At 69.2% G+C, this 15,534-nt stretch carries 18 protein-coding genes; 10 read left to right on the forward strand and 8 right to left on the reverse strand.

Annotation, left to right across the window (positions count from 1 at the left end; genetic code table 11):
- The first annotated feature begins 213 nt into the window (after positions 1–213).
- The 4 genes from ACTWQA_RS45315 to ACTWQA_RS45330 all read left to right on the forward strand — a co-directional run bounded on the left by ACTWQA_RS45315 (position 214) and on the right by ACTWQA_RS45330 (position 2,419).
- Entirely contained in the window at positions 214–858 is a 645-nt protein-coding gene (locus tag ACTWQA_RS45315; RefSeq protein WP_443165049.1) for an SRPBCC domain-containing protein, read from the forward strand.
- Positions 859–1,009: 151 nt separating this feature from the next.
- Positions 1,010–1,501, forward strand: a complete 492-nt coding sequence (locus ACTWQA_RS45320) for an SRPBCC family protein (RefSeq protein ID WP_443165050.1) — start codon at positions 1,010–1,012, stop codon at positions 1,499–1,501.
- A 190-nt stretch (positions 1,502–1,691) separates the two neighbouring features.
- Positions 1,692–1,895: a hypothetical protein gene (locus ACTWQA_RS45325; protein ID WP_443165051.1), complete on the forward strand. Its 204-nt coding sequence runs from the start codon at positions 1,692–1,694 to the stop codon at positions 1,893–1,895.
- The gene (locus ACTWQA_RS45330) at positions 1,892–2,419 is read left to right on the forward strand and encodes a hypothetical protein (protein WP_443165052.1); all 528 of its coding nucleotides are present in this window, start codon (positions 1,892–1,894) and stop codon (positions 2,417–2,419) included. Before ACTWQA_RS45325 ends, ACTWQA_RS45330 begins: the two co-directional genes overlap by 4 nt.
- Here the strand turns inward: ACTWQA_RS45330 and ACTWQA_RS45335 are convergent.
- Entirely contained in the window at positions 2,407–3,369 is a 963-nt protein-coding gene (locus tag ACTWQA_RS45335; RefSeq protein WP_443165053.1) for a hypothetical protein, read from the reverse strand. The genes ACTWQA_RS45330 and ACTWQA_RS45335 overlap by 13 nt on opposite strands.
- A gap of 161 nt (positions 3,370–3,530) precedes the next feature.
- Between ACTWQA_RS45335 and ACTWQA_RS45340 the strand changes: the two genes are divergently transcribed.
- The 3 genes from ACTWQA_RS45340 to ACTWQA_RS45350 all read left to right on the forward strand — a co-directional run bounded on the left by ACTWQA_RS45340 (position 3,531) and on the right by ACTWQA_RS45350 (position 6,422).
- Positions 3,531–4,592, forward strand: a complete 1,062-nt coding sequence (locus ACTWQA_RS45340; RefSeq protein ID WP_443165054.1) for a Glu/Leu/Phe/Val dehydrogenase dimerization domain-containing protein — start codon at positions 3,531–3,533, stop codon at positions 4,590–4,592.
- 19 nt (positions 4,593–4,611) lie between these two features.
- On the forward strand, positions 4,612–5,388 hold the full coding sequence (locus ACTWQA_RS45345; RefSeq protein ID WP_443165055.1) for an HAD family hydrolase: 777 nt from the start codon (positions 4,612–4,614) through the stop codon (positions 5,386–5,388).
- A 134-nt stretch (positions 5,389–5,522) separates the two neighbouring features.
- Positions 5,523–6,422 carry a GIY-YIG nuclease family protein gene (locus ACTWQA_RS45350; protein WP_443165056.1) on the forward strand — a complete coding sequence of 300 codons (900 nt, stop codon included), beginning with the start codon at positions 5,523–5,525 and terminating at the stop codon, positions 6,420–6,422.
- Positions 6,423–6,509: 87 nt separating this feature from the next.
- On the opposite strand, the gene ACTWQA_RS45355 is transcribed toward ACTWQA_RS45350, so the two are convergent.
- From ACTWQA_RS45355 to ACTWQA_RS45370, 4 genes are all read right to left on the reverse strand, one after another.
- Positions 6,510–7,346: a class I SAM-dependent methyltransferase gene (locus ACTWQA_RS45355; RefSeq protein WP_443165057.1), complete on the reverse strand. Its 837-nt coding sequence runs from the start codon at positions 7,344–7,346 to the stop codon at positions 6,510–6,512.
- A 197-nt stretch (positions 7,347–7,543) separates the two neighbouring features.
- Positions 7,544–8,293 carry an SDR family oxidoreductase gene (locus tag ACTWQA_RS45360; RefSeq protein WP_443165058.1) on the reverse strand — a complete coding sequence of 250 codons (750 nt, stop codon included), beginning with the start codon at positions 8,291–8,293 and terminating at the stop codon, positions 7,544–7,546.
- A gap of 17 nt (positions 8,294–8,310) precedes the next feature.
- Complete coding sequence (locus tag ACTWQA_RS45365) at positions 8,311–8,898, reverse strand: NADPH-dependent FMN reductase (RefSeq protein ID WP_443165059.1); 588 nt, start codon at positions 8,896–8,898, stop codon at positions 8,311–8,313.
- The gene (locus ACTWQA_RS45370) at positions 8,888–9,064 is read right to left on the reverse strand and encodes a hypothetical protein (protein ID WP_443165060.1); all 177 of its coding nucleotides are present in this window, start codon (positions 9,062–9,064) and stop codon (positions 8,888–8,890) included. The genes ACTWQA_RS45365 and ACTWQA_RS45370 overlap by 11 nt, the downstream gene beginning before the upstream one ends.
- Here ACTWQA_RS45370 and ACTWQA_RS45375 point away from each other — a divergent pair, their 5' ends adjacent.
- Positions 9,065–9,214 carry a hypothetical protein gene (locus ACTWQA_RS45375; protein ID WP_443165061.1) on the forward strand — a complete coding sequence of 50 codons (150 nt, stop codon included), beginning with the start codon at positions 9,065–9,067 and terminating at the stop codon, positions 9,212–9,214.
- A gap of 6 nt (positions 9,215–9,220) precedes the next feature.
- On the opposite strand, the gene ACTWQA_RS45380 is transcribed toward ACTWQA_RS45375, so the two are convergent.
- Positions 9,221–9,664 (reverse strand): MarR family winged helix-turn-helix transcriptional regulator, encoded by a 444-nt coding sequence (locus tag ACTWQA_RS45380; protein ID WP_443165062.1) that lies wholly within the window; start codon positions 9,662–9,664, stop codon positions 9,221–9,223.
- Positions 9,665–9,757: 93 nt separating this feature from the next.
- On the opposite strand from ACTWQA_RS45380, the gene ACTWQA_RS45385 reads away from it, so the two are divergent.
- Entirely contained in the window at positions 9,758–10,612 is an 855-nt protein-coding gene (locus tag ACTWQA_RS45385) for an NmrA/HSCARG family protein (RefSeq protein WP_443165063.1), read from the forward strand.
- A 49-nt stretch (positions 10,613–10,661) separates the two neighbouring features.
- Here ACTWQA_RS45385 and ACTWQA_RS45390 read toward each other — a convergent pair whose 3' ends face one another.
- Positions 10,662–13,640 carry an aminotransferase gene (locus tag ACTWQA_RS45390; RefSeq protein ID WP_443165064.1) on the reverse strand — a complete coding sequence of 993 codons (2,979 nt, stop codon included), beginning with the start codon at positions 13,638–13,640 and terminating at the stop codon, positions 10,662–10,664.
- Between the two features lie 101 nt (positions 13,641–13,741).
- Positions 13,742–14,182: an Lrp/AsnC family transcriptional regulator gene (locus ACTWQA_RS45395; protein WP_443165065.1), complete on the reverse strand. Its 441-nt coding sequence runs from the start codon at positions 14,180–14,182 to the stop codon at positions 13,742–13,744.
- Positions 14,183–14,565: 383 nt separating this feature from the next.
- Here ACTWQA_RS45395 and ACTWQA_RS45400 point away from each other — a divergent pair, with 383 nt between their 5' ends.
- The gene (locus ACTWQA_RS45400) at positions 14,566–15,507 is read left to right on the forward strand and encodes a hypothetical protein (RefSeq protein WP_443165066.1); all 942 of its coding nucleotides are present in this window, start codon (positions 14,566–14,568) and stop codon (positions 15,505–15,507) included.
- The last annotated feature ends 27 nt before the right edge of the window (positions 15,508–15,534 follow it).

Below are 15,534 nucleotides of genomic sequence, written 5' to 3' on the forward strand. Positions count from 1 at the left end.
GGGGACTGCTTGGGGTCCTGCTGTGGTCCTGCCACCTGCTCCAACCTCTTCCAACGGGTGATCAAACTACCCGCGGCTGATAGGTGTTTCGGACCGGGACTGGTTCATTAGCTCTGACGCGGATGGGGACTCCGGCTGGTGGGGAGCCCACCCGACCGGCCGAGCCCGGCACCGATGCGGACAAGACCGATCCATCAGCGAAGGGACCCTGACATGAAAGACGTATTGGATGAACTGGCCGCCGCGCACCGGGCAATGGGCAAAGGCAGCGTGCCCGCCGGCGACGCGTACACCATCGAGGTGCGTCGTCGATACCAAGCGCAGATCGACGACGTCTGGGACGCCCTTACCAGCCCCGAGCGGCTGCATCGCTGGTTGAAACCGGTCACCGGGGATCTGCGGCTTGGCGGGAAGTTCGAGCTGGACGGTGGTGAGCACGGCGAGATCCTCCGGTGCGAGCCGCCGCGTCTGCTAAAGGTGTCCTGGCTCTACGGGCCGGACGCCGACGCCTGGCCCGGCACGAGCGAGGTGGAAGTGCGCCTGGTCCCAGGCCCGACCGGCGACACCGAATTCGAACTGATCCACGCAGCGGTCGTCGAAGAGCCCCTCTTCCCGATCTACGGCCCCGGTGCCGGCGGCGTTGGCTGGGACCTGCATCTCCTCGCCCTGGCCCAACTGTTGGCCGGTGGCGAGACCGCCGACCACGAGGTGGTCCAGAAGTCGCCCCAAGGGCGCGAGTTCATCCGGCGCAGCGCCGCGGCCTGGGGCAAGGCTCACCTGGCCGCCGGTGGCGAACCGGAGCACGTCGCGGCCGCAGTCGAGGCCACCACCAAGTTCTACGCACCCGACCCGAACTGACATCCCCGCTGCGGTGGGCTGACCAGCATTCCTGGCGCTCGCACCGCCGATGCGAATCGTCGATCGCGAGACGGATGTCAGACCTCTCCGTCGAGGAGCAGGACGAGCAGCACAACAGCATGTTGTCCCACCCCTAGAAGGAATGCGCGTCATGAAGTACACCAACTCGATCGAGATCGCCCTGCCGCGGGAGAGGGTGGCCCAGCTGCTCGCCGACCCGGCACACCTACCGAGGTGGCTGCGGGGCTTGGTGCTGCACGAGCCGCTGAATGGGATACACGGGCAGCTCGGTACCAAGTCGCGGATCGTGATGCAGTCGGGGCAGCGGAAGATCGAGTGCACCGAAACGATCACACGGCGGGAGCCGGCAGACCTGCACGGGATCCCCAAAGGGATCGTTGTTCACTTCGACCGCGAGATCGCCGGCGCGGGCATGTGGAGCGTCGTGCGCGATCGGCTGACCGAAGCCAATCCGGAGACGACGCTCTGGGAGAGCGAGAGCGAATACCGGTTCAGCGGCCTGCTGATGCGGCTAGTGGGGCTCCTGATGCCCGGTGCCTTCCACAAGCAGTCGCAGCAGCACATGCAGGATTTCAAGGCGTTCGCCGAACAGGGGAAGGATGTCCGCGAAGGGAGGAACTGATCTGCCGCAAACAGCAACGAGAATCTCCGACGGCGATCGGCCGCTGCTTGGCGCGCCGGTCACGGGATCTTGGCGCGTGATCACATCGGACACTTGCGTTCCCACGTTCGGGTTCCTGGTGAGCGATCCCATCCGGGCGGGACGCGTCTGGAATGCCTGATTGTTCAGCCGCCGAGGAGGTTCTGACGTCATGGCTCGCGATGCACGTACGTCCCGTGTCGACCTGTACGCGGCGATCCGGCGCGACGCGAAGGCCGGTCTGTCGAACCGGGCACTGCAGCGCAAACACCGGGTCGGCTACCGCACCGTCGCGGCCGCGCTGGCCTCAGCGTGGCCGCAACAGCCGAGGCGGCCACCTAAGCGCGGGTCGAGGCTCGATCCCTACCGCCCGTGATCGACGGCTGGCTACGCGGCGACCTCGACACACCGAAGAAGCAGCGGCACACCGCAAAGCGCATCTTCGACCGGCTCCTCGCCGAGCATGACGCCCAAGGTGTCGTGTCGTACGGGATGGTGCGGGACTACGTCGCCACCCGCCGTCGCGAGATCCGCACCGAAGCAGGGCGGGAACCCGTTAACACGTTCATCCCACAGACCCACCTACCAGGACGCGAGGCAGAGGTCGATTTCGGCGAGGTGGTCGTGCGGCTCCGCGGCGAGCTGGTGACCTGCACCCTTTTCAGCCTGCGACTGTCCTATTCCGGGAAGGCCGTACACCGGATCAGCGCCTCGGCCGGACAGGAGGCATTTCTTCGAATGTCACGCCCACGCCTTCCGAGTCCTCGGCGGCGTGCCGACGGGGAAGATCCGTTACGACAACCTCAAAGCCGCCATCGCCAGTGTGATTGGGTTCTCCCGCCAGCGGGGTGGAAGCCGAACCCGACAGCCGCAGCGGAGCTGCTCAATCACGAAGGCTGACCTGGCAGGGATCGGCCATGCACACGATGACGGCGTCCTTCCGCCCGTTGGACCCAGCCGAGGAACACACCGTCGGGGCAGTGCGTCGCCAGCGCTGCCGCGATCGCGCCGTGCAGGTTGGCGTCGTTGGGCAGGGCGAGGTGGTGCTGGTCCGGCCCGTCGTAGAGGGACAGGTCGAGCCGCGCGCCCGGGTACCTGCGGACCCCGGCCACGATCCCCGCTTCGCCTACGTATGACAGGGCGACCGAGCGGAGCCTGGACCAGGGGTAGTCGTTGATGCCCCGCTCGGTGACGGTCAGTACGCCCATGGCCTTGGCCTGCAGATTTATTCGGATATATCCGGCGATGCCGATGGCCGCCACCAGCACCACGCCGACCATGAAGGCGATGTAGTCCGGGGCGTTCACCCTCCGGTCCTCGGGCAACATCCCGCCGATGACGCCGACCACGATCAGTACGACAGCGGCGATGACGATCATCAGGCAGCCGAACATCCCCCTGTTCTGCCTGAGCGCGGCGGCCCGCAGGTCGAAGGCGGTTCCGTCGGGCGGCTGGCGGAGCACCTTCGCCTCTACAGTGGACTGGCTCCACCGCTTGACATCCTCGCGGCCGAGCAGCACCCCGCCGACGATGCCGCACAGCGCGGCCGCAAGCCCGATCAGCTGCGACGGGTACACCTTGCCCCCGGTGATCCCGATGGCTATGGCGGCGCCGCCGATCATGATTGGGCAGATCGCGAAGAGCGCCTTGCGCATCAGCCCGATCGCCATCGGCCCGCCCCGCCAGAGCCGGGCAAGCCAGAAATACCAGACCGAGCTCCAGAACACCCCTGCGAAGATCTCGAAGGGGGCGGCGTCGTTCCGCCAGACGAGCACGATGCCGCCGATGAGACCGAGCCAGAGGATGGCGAGCAGACCGACGGCCAGCTCGTGAGCGAGGGGACGCTGCATGCGCGGAATCCTAGCCCTCCAGGTGGATCGCCCCGGACGGGCAAGTTTGTACGGCGCCCCCCGCTCCCGGCCATGGACATGGCACCGGTTCACGTCGAGATTGGTCGGCAGGCGTGGTCATCGCGCTGGCAGGCGCCGATCGGACGACATGAGGAGCGTGCATGAGGATCGTGGAACTCACCTCGGTGGACGGGTACATCGCCTTTGACCTGGACTGCCCGACGAGCGCAGGCGGCACGCGGCTCGCCCCGGACGTCACCCGCGGCGAAGCCGGGCTGCTGGCGCGGGCGATGACGTACAAGCTGGCCGTGCTCGGCGAGCGGATCGGCGGTGCCAAGGCGGTGCTGCGGGCCAAGGCCGAGGACCGGGCGGCCACGGTGGCCCGCTATTGCCAGGAGATCACTCCGCTGGTCGAGAAGGGCGTTTTCCTCACGGCCTCGGATCTGGGCACGCGTACGCAGGACTTCGCCCCGCTGCCTGGCTACCGTACCGACTCGGTGATGCACCAAGAGGTCGGCGGCGAGCTGGTGGACACCATCGTGACCGGCTTGGGCGTGGTCGTTGCCGCGGAGACCGCGCTCGGCGGTCTGGCCGGGCGGACGTTCGCGGTGGAGGGGTTCGGCAAGGTGGGTGGCGCCGTCGTGCGGGAAGCTGCGCGGCGGGGCGCGCGCATCGTCGCCCTCTCGACCCTGCACGGTTGCGTGGCCGACCCCTCCGGGCTGGACGTCACCGCCCTGGAAGGGCTGCGCGCGGAGCACGGCGACGCCTGTGTAGGCCGGCTCGGTCTGCCCGTGCACCCGGCCGGGGCACTGTACGAGGCGGCCGCGGACGTGCTGGTGCCCGGCGCGCGGACCGGCACCCTGACCGCCGAGCGCGCCGCCCGGGTACGCGCCCGCGTGGTCGCCCCGGCGGCGAACGTGCCCTACACCGCGGCCGGGCTGCGTACGCTGCTGGAGCGTGGCGTGGTGACGCTGGCGGACTTCGTCTGCGGGGCCGGCGCCACGATCGGCTACCTCGCCGAACGGGCCGGCCAGGTCTCCGACGCCGCCTCGGCGCGGGCCCTGGTGGGACAGCGGGTTGGCCGGCTTACCGCTACATCGCTGGAGCACCCCGGCGGCCCGTTCGCGGGCTCGTGCGCCATGGCGGAGGGGTTCCTCGCCACCTGGCGCGACTCGGGCGGCCTTCCCGATGGCCCGCCCCTCGCTCCCGAGCCGGGGCGGTGAGGCCACGCACCGCGCGGGTGTGCTGCTGGGGCACGTCCGGGCGTCGGCTGCCGCGGCGACCAACCTGCGCGGCATTCTCTGCTTGGGCCTTGGAGCGCACGATTATCCGTTGGTGTCGTACGCGGTCGATCGTCCACACTTGCCTGCTGTGATGACTCTGCACGTCTTCGACATGGACGGAACGCTGCTCGAGGGATCGACGGCCAGCCTGCAGATCGCCCGGCACCTCGGATCTACGGAGAAGCTGGTCGAGCTGGAAGCGCGGTTCGCGGCCGGTGAGATCGACACCCGAGGGTTCTCGGCCGCTATCCATGGGCTGTGGCGAGATCTGACGCCGTCGGCTGTCGCCGAGGCGTTCGCCGCCAGTCCGTGGCTGACCGGTATTCGGGAGGTCTGCGCGGACATCCGTGAGCGCGGTGAGCGTTGCGTGGTGATCACCATGTCGCCTGACTTCTTCGCGCGGCATCTTCTTGAGCTGGGCTTCGATGCCGTGGTGGCTTCCCAGTTCCCGGCGCTTCCCCTCCTGGAGCCGCTCGATCCGGCCAAAATCCTCACGCCACGCGACAAGGTCCGCATTGTGGAGGAGATGTGCGAGCAGTACGACCTCGTGCGCTCACGATGCGTGGCCTACGGGGACTCGATGTCGGATGCTCCGTTGTTCGGGTGGCTGACCAAGACGGTCGCGGTGAACGCCGATCATCACCTTTCTGAACTGGCGACCGTCAGCTATCGCGGCAACGATCTGGCCGAGGCATATGCACTCGGCCGTGCCCTCCTCGCCCGCGATGCTTCGTGATCAATGCCCGACGCCGCGGTCATTTGGCCGCACCCGCACTATGGGGTGCGCAGACCTCGGCGCCTTCGGCCGGCAGGCGATACAGCGTTTGCGATCATTGACACCCCTTGGCGGCCGATGTTTGACTCGGCCTGGTGTCAGCTAGGTCCTCGGCAGCGCGGCTGCCTCACCAGCCTGGCGTCTATCGTTTCCGCGACCGGCACGGCCGGATCCTTTATCTGGGGCGCGCTACCGATCTTCGGAGCCGGGTGCAGTCTTACTGGGGTGACCTGCGCGATCGTCGGCACCTGGCGAAGATGGTGGCGCAAGTCGCCCGGGTCGAGGCGGTGGCGTGCGGCTCGGTGCACGAGGCCGCATGGCTCGAACGCAACTTGTTGGAAACCCGCCTGCCTCCCTGGAATCGCACCGCTGGTGAGGAGACGTCGATCTACATTGTGGTCGACATGCGTCCGCACACCGCCGGGGTGCGGACGAGCTACGTGGCACGGTTCGATGGGGTCGTCGGCTTCGGTCCCTACCTCGGCGGAATGAGGACACGGCAGGCGGTCTCGGGGCTGCACCGGGCGTTCCCGCTGTCGTACACGCGTGACCGGCTGACAGCCGCCGAACGCGACATCGCCACACGGCGCGGCATCGGCCCGCAGTCCAGAACACGGCTGGCCGCAGCCGCCATCTCCGCGCTCGATGGGACAGACGCCGAGACCGCGCGTGAGGTGCTGACAGCGGCGCGCGATCGTGCGGCGGCGGCGCTCAACTTCGAGCTGGCCGCTCGGATCCACAGCGAGCTCGCTGCGCTCGAATGGGTCACGAGCGTGCAGCGCGTCACCGTCGACGGCGGCGGCGACCAGGACGTGTGCGGGTGGGCAGACGGCCTCGCCGTCACGTTCACCATCCGCGGCGGGCGCCTCAATGGATGGGACCAGCGCGAGTGCGGTCGCTTGGACGTCGCCCGGGCGAGCGCCGTCACGCCGCCTGAATGGGCAGAGTTCGCCCAGCGCAATGCCGAGCTGGCTGCAGCGCTCATCCGGGTCTGATGGCGCACCTCACGCCCGCTGATCTGGACCCCAGGCGGCGGGTGTGGCTCCTTCTAAGGGGCACCCCTGCCTGTGCGGATACGCAGTTCAGACATGAGGCAACATCGCGCGCAGCGAGTACAGGATGGGCAGGTGGGAGTCCCCGAAGCGCAGCCGATACAGGTTGTCCTCATCCGGACGCAGGAGGTTGCGGGGATCGATGTCTGTCGCGATGTGCTCGCCCAGGTGCGTCACGACAAGCCCAGCCTGCGCGGCGGCGGTCACGATCTCGCCCAGCGAGTACGGGTACTGGACCGTCTGCTGAACCGGCAGGCGCAACCCGGCATCGGCATACGTGCCAGTGACCGTCTCCACCTGAGGTTCGCCGCCGCCGTACGGCCAGTCGGCGACTAGTGGATCGATCGTGGCCAGGATCTGGTACGCCGGATGCATGTCCACCAGGATCAGGCTCCCGCCGGGCCGCAGTGCCATGGACGCCCCACGCATCCAGGCATCGAGCTCGGCGATCCAGCACAGCACCCCGTAGGTGGCCACCACCACGTCGAACCTGCCGGCCAAGGTAGCGGGCACCCGCTGGGTGTCGGCCTCGACGAAGGTGGCCGTGAGACCAGCGCGCTCGGCCAGCTCTCGTGCCCGGGCGATCGCTACCGGGGAGAAGTCCACGCCGGTGACGCGGGCGCCCAGCCGTGCCCAGTTGAGGGTGTCCAGGCCGAAGTGGCACTGTAGGTGCAGGAGGTCCTTCCCTGCCACTTCGCCGGTCAGCTCCCGTTCCAGTGCACACAGTGTCTGCCGTCCGGCCAGGAAGGTGTCGACATCGTAGAACCGGTCAGCGGCGGTCGAACCATGCACGCGGGCTCGCACATCCCACAACGCGCGGTTCAGGGCGAGTCCGTCCCGGCTGGTGGTCGTCTCAAACTCGGTCATGTCGCGAGAATGGCACACATCAGCCTGCGGAGGAGCGATCGGAGGATGCTCGAGCGTGGGATGAACCTCCCGGACCGGGCACGGTGATCAATACTCCGACGTTCAGGTGCCGGTTATTCAAGCTCAGCGCGACAGGCGCTCGTCTGCTCGCCGAGTCGGAGCGAGCAGACGAGCATTGGGCCGCCGGTGGCGTGGGTCTACATGGTCGTTCCGCCTGAGACGTCGAGCCGGTGTCCGGTGATGTAGCGGCTGTCGTCGCAGGCCAGGAAGGCAACGGTGTCGGCCACGTCCTGCGGCGTGCCCAGCCGGCCGAGGGGCGTCTGTGACGACAGCCAGGCCAGGGCCTCGCCGACCAGGCGTCCTTGGTGCATGTCGGTGTCGATGACGCCGGGGGCCACGAGGTTGACGGTGATGCCGCGCGGCCCGAGCTGCTTGGCCAGGGCGACGGTCATGACGTCGAGTGCGGCCTTGGACATGGCGTAGTCGATCGCCCTGGGCATGGCCGCCCCGCGGGTCAGCATGGTGCCCACGGTGATGATCCGCCCGCCGTCGGGCAGCCGTGGCAGGGCTTGCTGGGTGATGAAGAACGGGGCGGTGGTGTTGACCGCGAACAGGCGCTCAAGGCCCTCCCGGGTGACGCCGTCGATCTCGGTCTGGCCGCCGAGGATGCCCGCGTTGTTGACCAGGACGTCCAGCCCGTCGGCGTGCGCGTCGAAGGCGGTCCACAGGGCTTCGGCGTCGCCGGGCGCGCCCAGCTCGGCCTGGACGGCGAAGGCCCGCCCGCCGGACGCTTCGATGGTGGCGACGGTGTCCTTGGCGGCGGCGTGGTTGCTGCCGTAGTGGACGGCGACGCGGGCGCCTTCGCGGGCCAGCCGGGTGGCGATCGCGCGGCCGATGCCCCGGCTGGCGCCGGTCACCAGCGCCGTCTTGCCGGTCAATGTCGTCATGATCATGCCTTTCTGCTTTATGCGGTGTAGGGGGTGGTGGTCTTGGCGTCGCGCAGGATGCGCGCCCACCAGCTCACTTGGTCCAGCAGGGTCTTGGCGGCTGCGGCCGGGCCGACGGGGTCCCTGGGTTGGCCGTTGCCGTCGAAGCACTCCCAGGCGCCGTGGAAGCTGACGGTGTCGCGGGTGGTGACGGCGTGCAGTTCGGCGAAGACGGCACGCAGGTGTTCCACCGCGCGCAGGCCTCCGGAGATGCCGCCGTAGGAGACGAACGCCACTGGCTTGGCGTGGAACTGCTGGTTGTGCCAGTCGATGGCGTTCTTCAGGCCGGCTGGGTAGCTGTGGTTGTACTCAGGGGTCACCACCACGAACGCGTCGGCGGCCGCCAGCCGCGGGGTCAGCTCGCCCAGGGCCTGCAGCACCGGCGTAGGCGCGGACATCGACGGGGCCGCCCCGCCGATCGGTACGTCGGCCAGGTCGATCATGTCGACGTCGAGGTCCGGGCGTGCTGTGGCCTGGCCGGCGAACCAGGTGGCCACGGTCGGGCCGAGGCGGCCGTCGCGGACGCTGCCGACAATGACGGCCAGCCGGAGCGGGTCAGTGGTCACGGTGTTCTTCCTTCGTGGCGGCGGCCTGTCGTAGGGCCGCCAGCAGTGTGGTCTCGGTCTGGGATCCGGTGAGCGGGGGCAGGTTCTCGATGAGGAAGACCGGCACACCGGTGATGCCGAGGCGGCGCACGCGGTCGAGCCGGGCGCGCACTTCCCGGGAAGGCACGTGGCCGGTGGTGACACCGACCTCGGCGGCCAGTCGGGCGAGCGTGGCGGGGTCGCCGATGTGCAGCCCGTCGGTGAAGTGGGCGCGAAAGAGTCGCTCTCCGCACTCATCCCTGAGCAGGAAGGCTGCGGTGCCTTCCGGCGGAAATGACCGGGATCAGGTTGTAGCACATCCAGGCCCGTGGGGCTTACCAAGGAAGGTGCGGAGCAGGCGAGCCAGCTCGCGCCGGTCCTCGGCAGGCATGCCGCTGAAGATGTCCTCACTGACCTGCTGTTGCAGGCGGGCGATCTGGTCGATCGCGCCGAGTCCTGCGTCGGTGAGCGTGAGCCGGAAGGCCCGCCGGTCGGCGGGGTCCGGCTTTCTAGTGATCAGGCCGTCGGATTCCAGCGCGTCCACCAGTGGGGTGACCGCCCGTCCGCTGACGCCGAGAGCGTCCGCGAGGTCCCGCATGCGACTTTCCGGGCGTTGATGGAGGGCGGTCAGCAGGCGTACCCGGGCGGGTGAGAGCCCGTAGTCGCCGAACCTGGCCCTCCCCTGCTGGCTGAAGGCCCGGTATGCGGCCACCAGCAACTCGCCCAGTTCAGTCGCCCCACTTGACATTCGAGCGCCTCCGTTCTCACACTGTCATCGACCGATGCTGAACCATGTAACTATCCAGTACTTCAGTATATCTGAATCTACGGGAGGAATATCATGGACAGTCCGCTGATCCTCGTCGCGGGGGCGACCGGCAACCAGGGCGGCGCCGTTGTGGACGCACTGGTCGAACACCCGGACAAGTGGCGGGTGCGGGCACTGACCCGAGACCCGTCAGGCGCCCCTGCCCAGGCGCTGGTGGCGCGGGGCGTGGAGGTTGTCGCCGGAGACATGGCGGACAAGGAAACGCTGAAGCAGGCGCTGAATGGCGCCTACGGCGTCTTCGGGGTGCAGAACTCCCGGACCGCCGGGCTGAAGGGGGAGGTCCAGCAGGGCATCACGCTGATCGACGCGGCCAGGGCCGCGGGCGTCGAGCACTTCGTCTACGCCTCGGTGGGCGGGGCCGAACGGGTGCGCGGTATCCCGCACTTCGACACCAAGTGGGAGATCGAGCAGCACTTACGGACCATCGGGCTGCCGGCGACCGTGCTGCGTCCGACCACGTTCATGGACGTGTTCACCATGCGCGGGGCCTCCGTCGGGCTCGGCATGATGGCCGCCGCCCTCGGGACGCGCAAATCCCTGCAGATGGTCGCCGTACCGGACATCGGCATCTTCACTCGGCTCGCCTTCGAGCGGCCGGACGCATACGCCGGCCAGGCGCTGGAGCTGGCCGGAGACCAGCTCACCGTGCCCCAGATCGCCGCCGCGCTCAAGGCTGCGGGCAGGCGGGGACGCTACGTGCGCGTTCCCCGGGTGCTGCTGCGCGCGATGGGCAAGGAGGCGCGGATGCTGTTCTGGTTCGCAGAGTCCGGATACGACGCTGACATCCCAGCTCTGCGCAAGCAGCACCCTGGCCTGCTCACGCTCAAGGCGTGGCTCGCCCGGACCACTGGGCTAGAGGCGGAATGATCCTGGTCACGGCGATCTCGATGAACCCGGCACGCTGCCCGGCTGTCGCTCAGCGGGTGTGCTCGCCCGTACCGCGGTGGCCGAGTTCGGTGAGAGCGCGGTCGAGGGTGTCGGCGAAGAAGTCGGCACCGGCGGGGTCGATGCACAGCGGTGGCTTGATCTTGAGGATGTTGAGGTGGTCGCCGGTGGGCTGGACGATGACGCCGAGGTCGAGCATGCGCTCGCAGAGTTCGGCCGTCTCCTCGGTGGCGGGCTCCAGAGTGTGGCGGTCGCGCACCAGTTCGAGGCCGAGGTAGAGGCCGGAGCCGTGCACGGCGCCGATGATGGGATGGTGCTCGGCGAGGACCTGGAGCTTTGCCTTGAGGTGGGCGCCGGTGCGCACGGCGTTGCCTTGCAGGTCCTCGTCGCGCAGGGTGTCGAGGACGGTGAGGCCGGCGACGCTGGAGACGGGGCTGCCGCCGGTGGAGGAGAAGAAGTAGCCCTGGTCGCGGTAGCGGTCGGCGACGGCCCGGGTGGTGATGACGGCGCCGAGTGGATGGCCGTTGCCCATGGCCTTGGCGACACAGACGATGTCAGGGACGGCCTGCTGCTGCTCGAAGCCCCAGAACCAGGTGCCCAGGCGGCCGTAGCCGACCTGGATCTCGTCGGCGATGGCCAGACCGCCGTGCCGACGCACCGCCGCGTACACCTGCTGGAGGTAGCCGTCGGGCAGAGCGACGCCGCCGGCGTTGCCGTAGTACGACTCGCTGAGGAAGGCGCCCGCCGGGCGGCCTGAGGCGGCCAGCTCATCGATCACCTGGACGGCTTCAAGGGCGTAGTTGTCGGCCTGTTCGCCGCGCCAACGCCCCCGGTAGGAGTTGGGTGAGTCGACCGTGTGGACCCAGCTCGGGCGGGTGGCCAGTGCGTTGGGGTTGTCCTGGAGAGAGGTGGACACGGCGTCGGACGCATAGGTCCAGCCGTGGTACGCCTCGCGCAGGGCGACGACGTCGTGCTGTCCGGTGGCGCCGATCGCGAGCCGGATCGCCAGGTCGACGGCCTCGGAGCCGGAGTTGACCAGGAAGACGGTGTCCAGGGGGGCCGGCAGCAGAGCGGCGAGGCGTTCGGTGAACTGCACGACGGCGGCGTAGTGGAACCGGGAGTTGGTGTTGAGCCTGCGCAGCTGCCGCGAGATCGCCTGCTCGACGCGAGGATGGGCGTGGCCGAGCGGGGTGACGTTGTTGACCATGTCCAGATAGGAGCGGCCCTCGGCGGACACCATGTGGTGGCGCCAACCGCGTTCGATGCGGGGCGGGTTCTCGTAGTAGTGCTCTTGGACCGGGGCGAATACCGCGTCGCGCCGGGCGAGCAGGTCGTCCTCCGGGGTGGTACCGCCGACAGCGGGCAGCCCGAGCAGCGGGGCGGGATCGGCGGTGAGCGCGAGCCAGCCGACGGCGTACTCGGGCCGCACCAGTGCCGGGACCGTGGGTGCCTCGGGCCGCCGGAGCGAGACGTGGACGCGAGCGCCGGCGGGCAGGGCGACCAGTTGGTCGCCTGCGTGCACGGGTCTGCCAGTGGGCGGGATCGGGTGGGCGGCGTGGGGGAAGGACAGATGCAGCACGTGGGGCCCGAAGGTGACGGCCGCGCGGCCGGGCCCCGCCGCCAGTACCTCGCCGTCGCCCGGCGCCTGCAGGACGGCGGGCCCGTCGAGCCACAGGTCGACGCCCGTGGCGATGGTGGCGGGCGAGGTGGTGGACAGAGCGGGGGCAGCGGTGAGCTGCGCCTGACCGTAGCGGGTGGTGACGGTGGTGGCGCCGGCGGTGAGCAGGCCGGCAGCGAGACGGTCCATGGCTGCGTCCTCCAGCCAGGTGCCGTGGTCCATGGTGTCGGACCCGACGGCCAGGTCCAGCACAGCGATGCCTGCGGGATCCGGTCCGGCCAGCACGGGCACCGCGGGCACCGCGGCGGTGGCCCGTTGGCGGGTCAGGCCGAATGTCTCGACGATCAGTTCGGTCATCACCGCAGTCGGCACGGCGCGGGCCTGCTCGAAGATGCGCCACTCGCGCTCGAGCGCGGCGTTCACGTAGGCGTTGTCGCCGTCGACGGCAGCCTGGTGCCGTCCGCTGACCACCAAGGTGGCCGCCCGGAGCACCACCAGGGGCCACAGAGCCGTCGCCTCGTCCCCGGACAGCGGCCTGATCTCGTGGAACGCGCGGACGGCGGGCAGGACGTGGTGCGGTTCCATGCCGTCGTGATGGAGGATCGAGGACAGTGTCACGGCGAGCTCGCACACCGCCCAACTGTCCGTCAGGTCGCCGAAGTCGATGATCCCGTCGGGCAGTGGCACGGGGCTGTCGGGCGAGATGACGAGATTGTCGTCGGTCAGGTCCAGATGCACGGCCTGGCGCGGTAGCCGGTCGGCGACCCCCAGGAGAACGGCCCAGGCCTCCGTGGTCGCGGCCAGCACGGCGGATCTGCGCTCCGCCTCGACGACGTGGTCCGAAAGTCGCGTGACCACGCGGTCGGCGTGGCGGGGATCCCACTGCAGGACCCGCTCCAGTCCCGGATGACGGAAGGACCGCAGGGTCGTGCTGACCTGGCCGACGATACGCCCCATGGCCGCGACCGTCCGGGGCGCCAGATGACGTGAGCCGGAGAGCGTCCCACCGCGCAGATGCCGCAGCAGGCGGGCGATGACCGGACCGTTGCCGGTGGGGATGGTGGCAGTCCTGCGGACACCATCGACATCGCGCACGACGGTCGCGACACGCAGACCGGGCTGTGCGTCGGCGATCAGGTCTGCGGCGGTGTCCTGCGCGTCGATCTCGGTCGCGGTGAACGCCGGGTTGGCGATTTTGAGGACGGCCACGGGCGATCCGTCGTCGTGGGTCAGCAGGAAGTTGGCGTCCTGCTGACTGCCCAGCGCCTCGGCGCGGACCGCGAGCCCGAAGTGCTCGGCGGCGGTCCGGCGGGCCTCTTCGGTGGTTACCCATGGGGCCGGCAGGCCCTGGTGCGTGAAGAAGTCGATGGTGAGGGGCTGGTCGTGCGTCATGCCGGGTACCTCGGAGCGGTTCGGTGGAGGGATGGGTGGATGCTGACCCGCAGGGGGCTCTGTCCGGTCGCGCTGTCACCTCGGTGGTGTGGCAGGAGTGCTCAGTCGACGTCCCACAGAAAGCGGTGGGTGTGGATCCCGAAGTACGGGAAGCTCTCCACCGCCGCGACGCCCTCGATGGGACGCACGACGACGTTGACGAAATCCAGGAGGGCGTACGGGCGACGGCAGACGACCTCCACGAAGAGGTCGAAGGTGCCCGAGACGAGGACGGCGTAAACGACCTCGTCGTGGCGTGAGAGTTCGTCGGCCACCACACGGGGATCGCCGTCCACGCGCAGACCGAGCATGGCCATGGTCTGCCCGCCCATGGCCATCGGGTCGGTGACCCCGACGACCTGCACCACCTTCGTGTCGATCAGTCGCTGCAGCCGCTGGCGGGCTGCCGAGGGCGACAGCCCGACTTTCGGCCCCAGATCGCTGTACGGGATCCGCCCGTCCACCTGCAGTTCCCGCAGGATGGCCCGGTCGATGTCGTCCATGGCGTTCACCTCCTGTGCGTGAAAGAGCAAACCATTCAATCGGATCGCGTGCAATAGTGCCCTGGAACGCTCGAAGGCGTAGTCCACGAAGATGAATCGCTTGTCGGTGCCCCGTCACGGGCACGCTGATCTGCTCTCCGAGCACTGAGGCGCACGTCCCCGCTCCGTCGGCCGGCCCCTCCCGCGCCCACCGCGGCCCGGCCGCACGCCGCCGCTGATCCCATGGCCAGTGATCGCCAACTGGACAACGGCGGCCAGTGAACGGCCTGCTCGTTGAGGCCCGCCGCTCATTCGGGGGTCGTAAGGCACGTTGGCCCGGCGGTCGCTGTGTAAGCTCGGCGAGCTGTGCGGAACGTCCGGTCCGGCCCGTTCGTCGTCATTGCGTGACCCTCTCCCCCGGGCTTGACGAACGGCTGCGCGAGGCGGCCGCCAGAATGCACCGCGCCGAGCACGTTCGGCACCTGCGTAAGATCACCGCGCAACAGATCGCGGTTGTCCGTAGCACCCTGGAGGATCTGGAGTTCGAGCTGGCCGAGGAGGAGCGTGACGTCGCCCGGCTGGAAGGCGGGCTGTCCGCCGTCCTGGCCCGCATGCTGGGCAACCGCGAGGAGCGGCTGGAGCGCGAGCGCGCCGAGGCGGTAGTGGCCAGGGAACGCGTGGACGGTTACCGCGCCCGACTGGCGCAGCTCGAAGCCGATGCGGCGGCGGCGGCCGCCGAGCTGGCCGTGCTCGACCCCGCGTCCCGGGAGTACGCCCAGTTGCTGGCCCAGAAGGAGCAGCTGCTCATCCGGAGCGGAGATCCGCGCGCGCGTGAGCTGGCCGACCTCGGCGCCGCGCTCGACCGGTTGAGCGCCGATGTGCGCGAGTGTGAGGAGGCCCGCCAGGCGGGGCAGGGCGCGCACGAGGCGCTCGGCGTCGTGCTGCGCTTCCTCGACTCCGCCAGGAACGCCTCCACCTTCGACGTGTTCGGCGGCGGTCCGCTCGCCGACGCCTACGAACACGACAAGCTGACCAGCGCCGACAAGGCCGCCTGGCACGCCCAGCGGGCTCTGGACGTCTTCGCCCGCGAGCTGGCCGACACCGGGATCGCGGCCCGGCCGGTGATGCCCAAGGTGGACACGCGGTGGTTTGTGGACGCCTTCTTCGACAACATCATCAACGATGTGCTCAAGCATCAGCGCATCGAGAAGACCAGGGCCGAGGTGAAGAAGCTGGCGCAGTGGGTGCGCGACACCGGGGCGTACCTGAAGGCGCGCCACGCCCAGTCGCTGGCTGAGCGCGCCCAACTGCTGGCCAGGCGCGAGGAGCTTCTGCGCCCCGCATAGCCACTCGTCGAGGGCCTCTTCGACGAG

This window comes from Nonomuraea sp. 10N515B, assembly GCF_052245915.1.
Classification (GTDB): domain Bacteria; phylum Actinomycetota; class Actinomycetes; order Streptosporangiales; family Streptosporangiaceae; genus Nonomuraea.